Source organism: Kutzneria sp. NPDC051319, assembly GCF_040682195.1.
Classification (GTDB): domain Bacteria; phylum Actinomycetota; class Actinomycetes; order Mycobacteriales; family Pseudonocardiaceae; genus Kutzneria.
Genome location: NZ_JBFBAM010000014.1, coordinates 151,683 through 164,810 on the forward strand (window position 1 = coordinate 151,683; position 13,128 = coordinate 164,810).

Annotated in this window: 7 protein-coding genes; 2 read left to right on the forward strand and 5 right to left on the reverse strand. The window is 69.4% G+C overall.

The genetic code is table 11. The annotated features are described in order from the left end of the window. The first annotated feature begins 548 nt into the window (after positions 1-548). Complete coding sequence (locus AB0M73_RS17185) at positions 549-3,173, forward strand: lectin (protein WP_363891573.1); 2,625 nt, start codon at positions 549-551, stop codon at positions 3,171-3,173. An 88-nt stretch (positions 3,174-3,261) separates the two neighbouring features. Here the strand turns inward: AB0M73_RS17185 and AB0M73_RS17190 are convergent, their stop codons facing one another. The 5 genes from AB0M73_RS17190 to AB0M73_RS17210 all read right to left on the reverse strand — a co-directional run bounded on the left by AB0M73_RS17190 (position 3,262) and on the right by AB0M73_RS17210 (position 12,107). Continuing rightward, entirely contained in the window at positions 3,262-7,470 is a 4,209-nt protein-coding gene (locus AB0M73_RS17190; RefSeq protein WP_363891574.1) for a glycoside hydrolase family 38 C-terminal domain-containing protein, read from the reverse strand. Between the two features lie 11 nt (positions 7,471-7,481). Then, a complete protein-coding gene (locus tag AB0M73_RS17195; protein ID WP_363891575.1) occupies positions 7,482-8,792 on the reverse strand; it encodes an extracellular solute-binding protein in 1,311 nt (436 codons plus the stop codon). Positions 8,793-8,837: 45 nt separating this feature from the next. Then, positions 8,838-9,689, reverse strand: a complete 852-nt coding sequence (locus tag AB0M73_RS17200; RefSeq protein WP_363891576.1) for a carbohydrate ABC transporter permease — start codon at positions 9,687-9,689, stop codon at positions 8,838-8,840. 14 nt (positions 9,690-9,703) lie between these two features. Further along, the gene (locus AB0M73_RS17205; RefSeq protein ID WP_363891577.1) at positions 9,704-10,660 is read right to left on the reverse strand and encodes a sugar ABC transporter permease; all 957 of its coding nucleotides are present in this window, start codon (positions 10,658-10,660) and stop codon (positions 9,704-9,706) included. Between the two features lie 199 nt (positions 10,661-10,859). Further along, positions 10,860-12,107: an ROK family protein gene (locus AB0M73_RS17210; RefSeq protein WP_363891578.1), complete on the reverse strand. Its 1,248-nt coding sequence runs from the start codon at positions 12,105-12,107 to the stop codon at positions 10,860-10,862. Positions 12,108-12,172: 65 nt separating this feature from the next. Here AB0M73_RS17210 and AB0M73_RS17215 point away from each other — a divergent pair, with 65 nt between their 5' ends. Continuing rightward, on the forward strand, positions 12,173-13,078 hold the full coding sequence (locus AB0M73_RS17215; protein WP_363891579.1) for a BadF/BadG/BcrA/BcrD ATPase family protein: 906 nt from the start codon (positions 12,173-12,175) through the stop codon (positions 13,076-13,078). Positions 13,079-13,128 lie beyond the last annotated feature (50 nt).

Here is a 13,128-nt window from a genome sequence, read left to right on the forward strand (position 1 = left end):
TCGGGCACGGTAGCTACGGAACTCCTGGTGGAACGGCGCTTCGACAACGTCCGATCTACCAGGAGTTCCTCTGTCTCGTCACCCAGGCCCGTACCCACGTCAAGATCAGAAACAGGCACTCAGGTTCGCCAACGACGGCCGCGGGTACCTTTCGTCCTCACGTCCGGGTACGCAGCACGCTGGACCCACGACTGACCGACGCCGAACTGCGCACCCTGGCCGTGGCCCAAGCCCTGCTCGGCATCCGCTGCGAAGCCCACTGGCCCCGAATCCTCCCCCGCCACCTGTCCGGCGCTTTTCTCCTACCTGCCGAAGCGATCCGGCTATGCCTGTGTCTTCCGCTGCGCGGTCTGGCCGGCTCGGTTGGTGAGCGCGCGGCGGCGGGGCGTCTCTGGCGACGTCAGGCATCGCCACTGTCTGATACCTCTGCACAGGGAGTCGAATGTGTCGAAGCCACACCGACCGCCCATGACGGCCCGGCTAACATGAAACAAATTCATCTGTTTGCCGGTCGTATTCGACGGACGTTCGATGCTGAACTGCCGCACATGACCACGGCCCGCCGGATCCGCCTCCTCGCGTCGGTGCTGCTGACCACCGCCTTCGTCGTGCCCGTGGCCCACGCGGACACGCCGGTCGCCGATCCCGCGGCGCTGGTCAACACCCTCGTCGGCACCACCGGCGACGGCCACGACTTCCCCGGCGCGGACACGCCGTTCGGCATGATGCAGTGGAGCCCGGACACCTCGTCACGCCCCAAGGGCGGCGGCTACGAGTACAACGACTCGACCACCCGCGGCTTCAGCCTCACCCACATCTCCGGTCCCGGCTGCGACGCCGCCGACGACGTGCCGTTCCTGCCGACAACAGGGGCCATCAGCAGCCCCGGCTCGGCCACCGCCTCCTTCAGCCACGCCAAGGAGAGCTCCGCCCCCGGCTACTACTCCGTCGGCCTCGGCTCCGGCATCCGTGCGGAGCTGACCACCGCCACCCGGTCCGGCATCGGCCGCTTCACCTACCCGGCCGGCACCCCGGCAAACATGATCATCAAGGTCGCCGACAACCCGAGCCCGGTCGCCGCCAGCACCGTCACCGTGGTCGGAGACAACACGATCACCGGCTCGGTGACCGGCGTCGGCTTCTGCGAGGCGTCCAACCCGTTCACCCTGTACTTCAGCGCCACCTTCGACCATCCGTTCACCGCGACCGGCAACTACGGCGGCGGCGAGTACGTCACCTTCGACACCACCGGCAGTCAGGTCGTCCAGGCCCGCGTCGGCATCTCCTACGTCTCCGTCGCCAACGCGAAGTCCAATGTAGACACTGAGATCCCGGCCTGGAACTTCGACGGCACGCGAACCGCGGCGTACCAGGCGTGGAACGCACGACTGGGCCGGATCAAGATCAGCGGCGGCACCGCCGACCAGCAGCACGTCTTCTACACCGCGCTGTACCACTCACTGTTGCACCCCAACGTGTTCAGCGACACCAACGGCCAGTACCTCGGCTTCGACAACGCCGTGCACACCACCCCGGCCGGCCACGCCCACTACGCCAACTACTCCGGCTGGGACATCTACCGCACCCAGGCCCAACTGTCGGCGCTGGTCGCACCGGACGCCGCCAGCGACATGGCGCAGTCGATGGTCGACGACTACCGCGAGGGCGGCACATTGCCCAAGTGGGCCATGAACAACGCCGAGACCTACATCATGGTCGGTGACCCGGCCGACGCCGTCCTCGCCGACTACTACGCCTTCGGCGCCCGTGACTTCGACACGTCCGCGGCGCTGGACGCCATGGTGCACCAGGCGACGACCACCAACAACGCCCGGCCCGGCGGCGCATACCTGGACAGTTTCGGCTACCTGCCCACCGACAGCCCTTACGGCTGCTGCCACTACTACGCCGGCGTCTCCACCCAACTGGAGTACGACACCGCCGACTTCTCGCTCTCGGCCTTCGCCTCAGCGCTCGGCGACACCGCCGACAGCGCCAAGTTCCGCGACCGGGCCCAGGACTGGCGCAACATCTTCAATCCGAGCAGCGGCTACATCCAGCCGCAGCACTCCAACGGCCGCTGGATGACCGGCTTCCTGGCCGCGCCGATCAGCGGGGGCACCAACAGCAACGACTTCGCCGAAGGCGACTCGCTGATCTACACCGGCATGGTGCCGTTCAACATCGCCGGGCTGGCCGCCGCCAAGGGCGGCAACGCGGCGATGGCCAAGTACCTCGACGGCGTGCTCACCGGCTACACCGGCCTGCTCAGCCTCGCCGGCCTGCAGTCCAACATGGGCAACGAACCGAGCTTCGGACTGCCGTGGGAGTACGACTACATCGGGGAGCCCTACCGAACCCAACAGGTCGTCCGGCAGATCCAGGACCAGATCTGGACCAACTCCCCCGGCGGCCTCGCCGGCAACGACGACCTCGGCGCGATGAGCGCCTGGTACGTGTGGTCGGCGCTGGGGCTGTACCCCGAGACTCCCGGCACCGCCGACCTCGTACTCGGCAGCCCACTGTTCACCACGGCCACGATCAGCCTGCCCAGCGGCAACACGTTGACGATCAACGCGCCGCAGGCCGCCGACAACGCCCCGTACGTGCAGTCGCTGGCGCTGAACGGTTCCGCCTGGTCCAACGCGTATCTGCCGGCGTCGGCGATCACCACCGGCGGCACGCTCGGCTACACCCTCGGCACCTCGGCCAACACCTCGTGGGCATCGGCCCCGTCCTCGGCGCCGCCCTCCTACGACGGCGCGGCCACGCCCCTGCCGACCGAACCCGACGGTCCCATCACCTCGGCGCTCGCCGGCAACTGCGCCGACGTCGCCAACGCCAGCAACGCCAATGGAACCGCCGTCCAGCTCTACCCGTGCAACGGCACGAACGCCCAGACCTGGAACGTCGTGCCCGACGGCACCTTGCAGGCCCTCACCAAGTGCCTCGACGTCACGCAGGGCGGCACCGCCAACGGCACCAAGGTGCAGCTCTACGTGTGCAACGGCAGCGGATCACAGCAGTGGAAGTCCACATCGGACGGTCAGCTGGTCAATTCGCAGTCCGGCCGTTGCCTCACCGACCCGGGTGGCAGCACGACCGCGAAGACCCGGTTGGAGATCGACGACTGCCAGCGGGCCACCGGGCAGCTGTGGAGTCTGCCCCACTGACCGCCGTCCGCCGAATCGGCAACGGGCGGTGACCGATCACCTTGTCCGATCGGCGAAGCCGGATCGACGTCATTGCAGGAACCGTCCGTCAGCTGACCACATGAACGGCCACGGCCGGCGTGTAAGCCACCCGGCCGTGGCAGGCGACGCGCACCAATGCCCACCAGTGCGAGCCAATCCTGGCCGTGCCGGCCGCATGTGCGCTGAAGGAGATCGATGCCGTGCCGCCGGCGGCGACGGTGAACGGCTGGATCCGCGGGCCGACGCGCACGTCGTCGGCCCAGGTCCCATACGGGCTGATCAGCGTCGCCTCACCCCGGATCTCGCTCTGGGCGTGGTTTTCCAGCAACACCGGCAGTTCGACGACCCGGCCCGCGGCCAGTTCCAGGACGTCCGCGCCCAGCCGCACGCCGAGGAGAGTGTCGTCCGCGGGCGGCTTGCCGACGACTACTTCGCTGGTGTCCTCAAGGAGTTGGCCCAGGCTGTCGCGGATACGGGCGGCGAGCAGCCGACGACCCGGTAGCGTGCCGCGCACGGTGAGCGCGAACTCGGCGAACCCGTCGCGGGAGAGGTAGTAGGCCCATCTGCCCGGCTGCTCGGCGACGAGTCCCGGGGGGATGGCGAGTTCGACGGCACCGGACGCCGGCCGCCCGCTACAGCTGACGGTGACCCGCACCTCGGCCGTCCCGCCGAGATCCAGGTGTAGCCGCGTCGGGCCGACGTGCACGCTCAACGGGAGGTTGCCGAGCGGCGCCGGTCCCGCGTTGTGCCGCCAGTAGCGGGTGAACACCGGTTGCACCGGCTCCTGAGCACGAGCCAGTCGGACACTGGAGTCGATCAGCACGGGCGATGGCGTGAGGCGCACGGTGGCGACATCCGCAGCGGCCAGCCCGACGGTGGCGCGGCCACTGTGGACGGTGAGCTGCTCGGCTCTCTTCTCTTCCAACACGTCTGTGCGGCATGCCGAGGTGAGCCCGCCGTGCAGGCCGACCGTGGCGGTCACCGGTGTGCCGGTGGTCTCGTAGAGCCGCACGGTGATCCCGTCGGCCGGAGCCATCGTGTCCGCGGCACCGGAGGCGAGCGGGTTGCCCGCCGGCTTGGCCGTGGTGAGCAGCACCTCGGGCGGAGACACCGTGATCAGGCCGAGCTCCGACGGCAGGTCACCGGGCGTGCTGGGCACCTGTCGCGCGCGCACCGGGTGGTTGACGTCCTGGCCGGCCCGGGCGAAACCGGCCTGCCGCCAGTCGCCCGCGCCGGAAACCAGGCTCAGCTCGAAGGTGTGCGACCAGTGCTGCCAAGCGAAGCTGGAACCGTCCGGGGCCGTGCGGCGTTCGCCGTCGATCCACACCCCGCACGGCCAACCGCTGCACGACCGCATCAGCGAGATGTGCAGCGTGCCGTCCGGGGCGACGACGAATCCCGGCGTGCCGCGGTTCACCACGGCCACCGAGTGGTCCACGGCCGGCTCGGACGTTCCCGCGAGTCCGTCGGGCACATCGACTTCCACGCACGCGTCGGCGAGGTCCGCGATCAACGCGCCCAGGTCGGCGACGATCAGCACGGCCAGGTCCCGGGGTCCGCGAAGGTCGGCGTCCGGTGTCCACAGCTCTCGTCGCGTCCGGGTCGCCGGCACGAAAACCCGGCCATGTCGGTCCAACGCCCGCCGGTAGGAGTCGCCCGCGCTGCCCAGCACCTCCTCCGCAAAGGCGTTGTCGGCTATGACGATGCGCACGTCGGGCAGGTTCGAGTCGACGTCAAGGGCGCCGTACCGCGGTCCCTCCGGACGCGTGGTCGTCGCGGTCACGCCCTTGGCCACCAGGGCGACGAGCAGTTCACGCACCAGACGCTCGTCGGCGGCGGCCACCAGTTCGGCAACTCCGACGCAGTGGTCCTGGCTGCGGCCGTCCTGGCGCCGCAGCCGCAGCCGAACCGGGCTGGACAGCCCGGCCCAGGTGTGCGCGGGGCTGTCCAGCGTCCACAGGTGCTCGGCGGCATCCACATCGGGGAAGCCGAACGACCGGCCCACGGCCGCGAAGCCGACCTCCGCCACCGGCAGCGCGCCCGGCAAGTCGAAGGCGAACCTCGCGCGCAGCAGGTGATCCTGCCCGATGGAACCGTCCACGAAGCACCGGATGTCCACTCTGGACAGGCCCTGCCAGAGCACGGTGTGCTGGGTGATCCGCAGCCCGCCGAGCTCCGTGCTGCTGACGATCCGCTCGCCGAGCGGGCTCGTCTCCACGCGCACCTCGGCCGGTGTCTCGCCGCTGCCCCGGCCGGGCCCAGCTGGAAGCAGGTGCCACGGCCCTTCCTCCCACACCGGGTGCTGGGCGTGCTCGGCCTGCAACACCAGCTCCGACGCCACACCGCCGTCGCGCACCAGCTCGCGTCCGGCACGTCGATCGCGGACCCGCGACAGCGCGCCGCCCCGGGCCGGATCGGCCTCGACCACGAAGGCGTCGTTCTCGATCGCCCGATGGGCGGATTCAGCCGTCCACGACGGCGGCACGGTCTCGGCGCCGACCGCTCGGTAGACCCGGTATCCGCAGGCGGGCAGTTGGCGGGCAAGGAAAGTCAGGGTGACTTCGACGAGGGCGCCGTCCGGACTCCGCAGCACCGCGTCCGTCACGGCGGGCACAGGTTCGCCATGCGGATCGACCAGTGCGACGCCCCGGGCATCGGGCGGAAGATCTCGTACGGTCACGGAGACCACAGCGTCTCTGACGAAGGACACCGTGTTGACCGCGATCACCGCCTGCCCCGGCTCCGAGGTGTCCACCCGCGAGGCCAGGTGATCGACGGCGCCGGCGAGCACCTCGCGGCCGAGCTCGTCGGCCTCCCGCCAGCCGGCGACCAGATCCAGGTAGACCTGGTCGGACTCGGTGCCGGTGATCGCGTCGTGGTGCGCGCCGTACACGAGCTGCCGCCACGCCTTGTCCAGCGCCTCAGCGGGAAAGCGGGCGCCGAGCAGCGCCGCGAGCGTGGCCACCCGTTCACCGTCCAGAACGGACACTTCGGCCGAGCGCTGCGCCTGCTTGGTGTCGATGTAGGAGACGTCCTTGCCGGTGTAGACCGGGTTCATGTCCCGGGTCTGCGGCGAGAACGTCACCGAGCGCTCGGCGGCGTCGGCGCGCACCGCGGCGAAGAACTCGCGGGGCAGGCCGACCACGAACCTGGGCCACACGTATCTGGCGTTCCACTCGCGGTGGATCCGGGTGCAGAACCGGGACGGGACATTGTGGTCGTGGCCGACCGGCAGGAGCACGTTGCGGGTCGCCGCCACCCGACGCAGCGTGCTGAACTGCCGGTACGCCTCGGCCATCGCCTCGTCCAGCGTGGCCTTGCGCTCGATGTCCCAGCCGGCGACATAGTGGTCGGCGAGGTAGGCGGTGAGCAGGCCGCGACCGCTCGGCGCGATCCACTCGAACTCCGAGGGGAACTGCATCCGGGTGATGTCGCCGGTGTGCCGCTTGGCCCCGACGTGGTGCCATGGCCCGCGCGCCCAGACGCTGGAGTCCAGTCCGGCGTCGGCCATCAGGCCCGGATAGGCCGGGTCGTGCCCGAACACGTCCAGCATCCACGCCGAACGCGGGTCGGCGCCGAGCACGTCGCGCTGGTAGCCGATGCCGTGCACGGCGTTGCGGATGGTCGACTCGGGGTGGGTGAGGTTGGTGTTGGCCTCGTTGTAGTTGCCCCCGACCAACTCGATACGCCCGTCCCGGACGAACCCGCGCAGGTCGCGGCGGTCCTCGGGGAAGGCGTCCCAGTGCGGCTTGAGGTAGTCGACCTCGGCCAGCACGAACCGGTAGTCCTCGTCCTGGCGGGCGGCGTCCAGGTGGGCGCGCACCAGATCGAACGCCGAGAGCTGGAACGGCATCCGCTTCTCCTGCGCGCCGGGCAGGTCCAGCCAGGTGTCGGTGAAGCCGGCCTGGGTGTTCCACCACACCGGGTCGTAGTGGAAGTGCGAGACCATCCACATGGTCCAGCCGGTCTCCGCGGCCGTCACCATCGTGTCCAGAGTAGACAGTGCGCGGCCGTCGTCGGCGCGTTCGACGAGCACGGTCGCCGGGTACGCCACACCGGGAGAGGTCGGCGCCGCGAAGACGATGCCGACCTCCACCACGACCTCGTCGACGCCCATCGGCACGGCCGCCGCCTCCGGCGTCCGCACCAGCGGACCGGCCAGCCGAACCAGCAGCGGAGCCGACCGCTTGCCGGCCAGGGTCACCCGCACGATCTGACGTGGCGCCGCGGTCGTCCCGACGAAGAGGTCAGTGTCCTGGACACTGGTGATGGGCATGTCGATCCCGGCTACTTGGCGTTGGCCAGCGCGGTCTTGGCGTCGCTGAAGAACTGGCTGACGCCGTCGGCGATGGTCGCCTTGCCGAAGGCGATCTGCTTGGCCGCGTTGTCCAGGGCCGTCTTGACGTCGTTGTAGCCGGGCGGAGCCGTCGGGGCGTTGGGCAGTCCGTCCTTGGCCGCCTGCTGGGCCACGTACTGGCCGTAGGTCACGTCCCGCTTGCCCGCGGCGTCGAACGTGGGCAGCAGCAGGTTCAGCGCCTTGTCCGAGGGCGGGAGGCCGCGCTGGATGCCCATGGCCTTGATGGCGTCGTCGTCGCGGACGAAGAAGTCGATCAGCTTGGCCGCGCCGTCGGGATTGTGGCTCTTGGCCGGCACGCACAGCAGCACGCCGCCGTTGAGCGCCTCGCCGGTCTTGCCTTCCTTGCTCCGCGGCACCACCACGATGTCCAGGGTGTGCGGAGTGAGCGGCTGCATCTGCGCCAGTCCCCATCCCGTCGTCATCGCGATCTGGCCGGCGATCAGTGGATGGGTGCCGCTGGCCTCGCCGGCATTGGCCAGCAGGTCCGGCGGAGTGATCGCACCGCTGCGGCGCAGTCCGGCCCAGTAGTCGAACCACTCGGTGAGCTCGTCGGCCCCGAAGCCGAGTTGACCGCTCGGGGTGCAGAGATCCTTGCCGCGCTGGCGCAGCCACGGCTGCAGCGCGCCGGAGTCGTCGAAGGAGGAGTCCAATGCACCGTACTTGCCCGACCCGAGCGCCTTGGAGGCCTCGCCGGCGATGGTGGAGAAGTCGTCCCAGGTCCAGCTGTCCGCGGGCAGCGTGACCTTCAGCTGCTCCAGCACGGTCTTGTCGTACAGGACAGGGGCGTAGCCGGAACCCGACGGCACGCCGTAGGGTTTGCCGTTGACCGTCCCCGCGCCGCGCACCGCGGAGTACAGCGTGTCCAGGTGGATGGTGCCGGGGATGTAGCCGGACAGGTCGGTGAGCACGCCCTTGGCCGCGTACGTGCTCACCAACGCGGTGTCCATCTGGAAGATGTCGGGCGGGTTGCCGCCGGCGAACTCGGTGTTCAGTTTGTCGAAGTAGCCGTCGTAGCCGGAGTACTGGGTGGTCACCGCGATGCCGGTCTTCTTCGTGAACAGCTGCAACGCCGTCTGGTAGGCCTTGTTCCGGGCGTCACCGCCCCACCACCGGAACGTCAGCGAGTTGTTCGACGGCGAACTGGTGCTGGGCGGCGCGAAGCCACAGCCGGCCAGTGCGGTCACCGCTGCGCCGCCGGCCGCGAGGCCGAGGAACCCTCTCCTGGACACGTCGTGGGGCATGGCTGCTCTCTCTTTCTGTTCGGACGGCGCTGATGCGGCGATGGATCACTTGATCCCGGTGTTCGCGACGCCGTCGACGAGACGTCGCTGCGAGATCAGGAAAACCGCGACGGTGGGCACGAGGGTCACGACGGACATCGCGAGCATGCCGCCGTAGCTGGACCCGCTGGCCTTGTCGATGAACGAGTTCAGCCCGAGCGGCACGGTGTAGCGGCTGTTGTCCGACAGATAGACCAACTGGCGCAGGAAGTCGTTGAAGGTCCAGATGAAGGTCAGCACGCCGGTGGTGATCAGCGCCGGCCGCAGCAGCGGCACGGTGATGGTGAGAAACACCCGTAGCTGGCCGGCGCCGTCCAGCGCGGCCGCCTCGTCCAGCTCGCGCGGGATGCCGCGGATGAACTGCACCATCAGGAAGATGAAGAACGCGTCGTAGGCGAGGAGGTACGGCACCACCAGCGGCAGGAACGTGTTGATCCAGTTGAGCTGGTAGAAGATCGTGTACTGCGGGATCAGGGTGGCCTGGAACGGCAGCATGAGCGTGCCGAGCATCAGCGCGAACCACACCCTGCGCAGCGCGAAGTCCAACCGTGCGAACGCGTAGGCGGCCATCGAGCAGGAGACCAGGTTGCCGACCACCACGCAGATCGAGACCGTCGCCGAGTTGGCCAGGTACACGCTGAACGAGGTGCCGGTGGCGGTCCACCCGCTGACGTAGTTGGCGATGGTGAACTGGAACGGCAGCGGGTCGACCGTGGTGAAGATCAGGTTCTCCGGCTTGAACGACGCGCCGACGAGCCACACCAGCGGGTAGATCATCACGATCAGCGTCAGCAGCAGCACGGCGTGCGCGCGCCAGTGGAACCGGGCTCGGCGCCGGGGCAGGGCGGGGGTTGTCATCGCGGTGTCTGCTCTCACTCGGCGTAGTTGACCCAGCGGCGCGCCGACCAGAAGTACACGGCGGTGAACGCGCCGATGACCAGGAACAGCACCCAGGCCATCGCCGAGGCGTATCCCATCTGCAGGCTGCCGAATCCCTTGAGGTACAGATAGAGCGTGTAGAGCAGGGTCGAGTCGATCGGGCCGCCGGTGCCGCTGGACACCACGAAGGCCGGCGTGAAGGTCTGGAACGCGTTGATCGTCTCCAGCACCAGGTTGAAGAACACCATCGGGGACAGCAGCGGGAGGGTGATCGTGAAGAAGACCCGGAACCGGCCGGCGCCGTCCAACGCCGCGGCCTCGTAGAGGTCCTGCGGCAGTTGCTTGAGGCCGGCCAGGAAGATCAGCATCGGCGTGCCGAACTGCCAGCCGGACAGCAGCACCAGCGTCCACAGCGCGTACCGGGGGTCGCCGATCCAGTCCGCGCCCCTGATCCCGAACCAGCTCAGAAACTCGTTGAGCAGCCCCTGCTGGGAGAAGATCTGCCGCCACATCACGGACACCGCGACGCTCGCGCCCAGCAGTGACGGCAGGTAGAACACGGACCGGTAGAAGCCCAGCGCCGCCAGCCCGCGGTTGAGCGCCACCGCGACCAGCAGCGCCAGCGCCAACTTCAACGGCACCGACGTCAGGACGTAGATCAGCGTGACTCCGACCGCCTGCAGATAACGCTGGTCGTGCAGGAGGTTCACGTAGTTGTCGAAGCCCGTCCACTGTGGAGCGGCGAGCAGGCTGAACTTGGTCAGCGACAAGTAGAGCGAGTACACCATCGGGATCAACGTGAAGCCGAAGACGCCGATCAGCCAGGGCGCGATGAAACCGTAGCCGGCCAGATTGTGCTTGTGCCGCTTACGCTTGTGGACCCGCACCGGCGCCTCGGGCGGCGGCGACACGGGGACGGCGGCCGGGGCGGCGACCGTGTTCTCCGGCATGGGTGACACTCCTGGGACGTCGGTGGTGGCTTGCCGGTCCAGCGCCATCGATCGCGTCGCGACCGGTCGCACGGAGTGGACAGTGTGCTCTGTTCCCACGCACGGCGCCGTTCCCAGTCCGTCCCAGGGAGCTGGAATGCGCTTTCCAAGACCGTAGATGTCGACCGGTTCGAGTGTCAACGGTAATTGACCTAGACGATTAGAGCGCGGCAACGACCCGCCGCACCGCGTGCTCCCGCGCCAGCTGCGCCGCGCCGAGCACCGTGGCGCGATCCCCGAGCCGGCTGACGACCACCTCGGTGGGCCAGCTCAGCTCGGCCAACGTGTCCACCACTCCCCTGGTGAGCAACGGATTGGCGCCCACGCCACCGCCGAGCACCACCAGCCCGGGGTCGAGCACGGCACTCAGCGACGCCGCCAGCTTGCCCACCTCCCTGGAATGCTCCCGGACCAGACGGCCGGCCACCGAATGGCCCCGCTCGGCCAGCGCGAACAGGGCAACCGCGTCGCGCGGCGGCGGACCGTCCGCAGTGGACCAGCGCGCCCGCGCCCGACGCAGCAGGCCGGAGGAACCGAGCCGGGCTTCCAACGCCTCATGGTCCGCCGACCGGTCGTCCGTCCACGGATACGCGAGCCGCGCGAGCTCGCCCGCCGCGCCGTTCTCACCACGCAGCAGCCTCCCGTTGACCACGATCCCGGCACCAATACCCACACCGACCTGGAGGTAGACGAACGTCTCCCGGTTCCCGGCCACTCCCTCGCGCATCTCCGCCACGGCGGCACAGTTGACATTGTTCTCGGTCAGCACGGCCGCGCCCGCAGGCAACCCGAGCGCCTCGACCGCGTCCCGGACGCGCCCGTCGACCACCGGATCGCCGCCGCGCCCGGCCGGCGTCACCACATCGGACACCGCGACCACGACCGCGCGCAACGGGCCGCTGCGAACACGTCTGCGCAGCGAGGCGCGAACCATCGCGCGCGCTTCGGACAGGACGTCGGTGTTGCCCTCGCCGAGCAGTCGCCCGTCCAGGGCGACCGCTCGGAACGAGACCTGCGTGGAGCCGTGGTCCACGGCGAGCGCGTACCCGACGGCCGGGCCGAGTCGGTATATCGCCGCCGAGCGGCCAATTGTTCCGCGGGCGGCGCCATAACGTTCGATTAATTCGATGGCTTCCAGTTCGGACACCGCCGCGGAAACCGTTGGCTTGGAAAGCCCACAGTCGACGGCCAATTGCGGACGGGTGGCCGAGACCCTCGCCGTGAGCGCGACGAACACATCCTGAGCACTTGCGGACAGGCCCACCTCGCCGACACCTGCCTTCGTCCTCGTGCCGACCGCTAACGGTTCGCACCGTACCTCTTGACAGATGGCCGCGTTAGTAAGTTCACTACTTAACGAACAGAGCGGGTCCCAGCCGCTTCCCACGTTCACCACGAACGTGAGCATCAATCAGTTGAGAGTGCGGTACCCACGCGCCGCGCGATTTCTGACACTTCCGGGAAGGAATCCGCGTGCCGGACCTGTTCTCCGGCGTTCGGGTCGGGATCGATGTCGGCGGCACCAAGACACACCTGCGTGCCGCCCGCGGCGGCCGGGTGACGGCCGACCGCATCGTGACGAGCGAGAGGTGGCGGCCGGCCAACGCCGCGTCGGCTGCCGCATTCCTCACCGACCTGATCGCCACCAGCCTGCCCGACGTCGCCGTGGACGCTGTCGCCGTGGGGGCCCACGGTTGTGACAGCGCACGAGCATGTGAGGCCCTGGCAACCGAGCTGGCTCGCCGGTTGCCCGCCGCCCGGTGTCTGGTGCGCAACGACGCCGAGTTGCTGGTTCCGGCGTGCGGCCTGGCCGCCGGCGTCGGCGTGGTGGCCGGCACCGGCTCGGTGGCCGTCGGCCGGGACAGCCGGGACGAGCCGGTGTTCATGGGCGGCTGGGGATGGTTGATCGGGGATGAGGGCAGCGCGCCGGGCCTGCTCCGAGACGCGGTGCGGGCCAGCATGGCCGCCCGGGACCGGGGCGAGCCGCCCGACCTGCTCGCGACCGCGCTGATGCGCTCCTACGGCGTGGCCGAGGTGGCCGATCTGCCGGAGGCGATGGCGACCGAGGCCGGCGCGGCCAACTGGGGCCGGCGGGCCGAGCTGGTTTTCGACGCGCTGCACGGAGGTTCCGCGCTGGCCCGCGCCGTTGTCGACGACGCGGCCGACGCCCTTGTCCGTCTGGTGACGGGCATGGCCGGTCGGGACGTCGACGTGGACGACGTAGTGGTCGCGGGCGGGGTGATCCTCAACCAGTCCAGTCTGTTCGACACATTCGTCCGCAAACTCAGGATGATCGCGCCGGTCAGCACCGTGCACCGGTTGACCGTCGATCCGGTCGTCGGCGCGGTGCGGCTCGCCGAGCGGCTGGCGGTGGGCTGACGTGGCGGCCCCCGCCGTGCCCAGGGTGGCTGCCGGCGAACGCGGTGTGC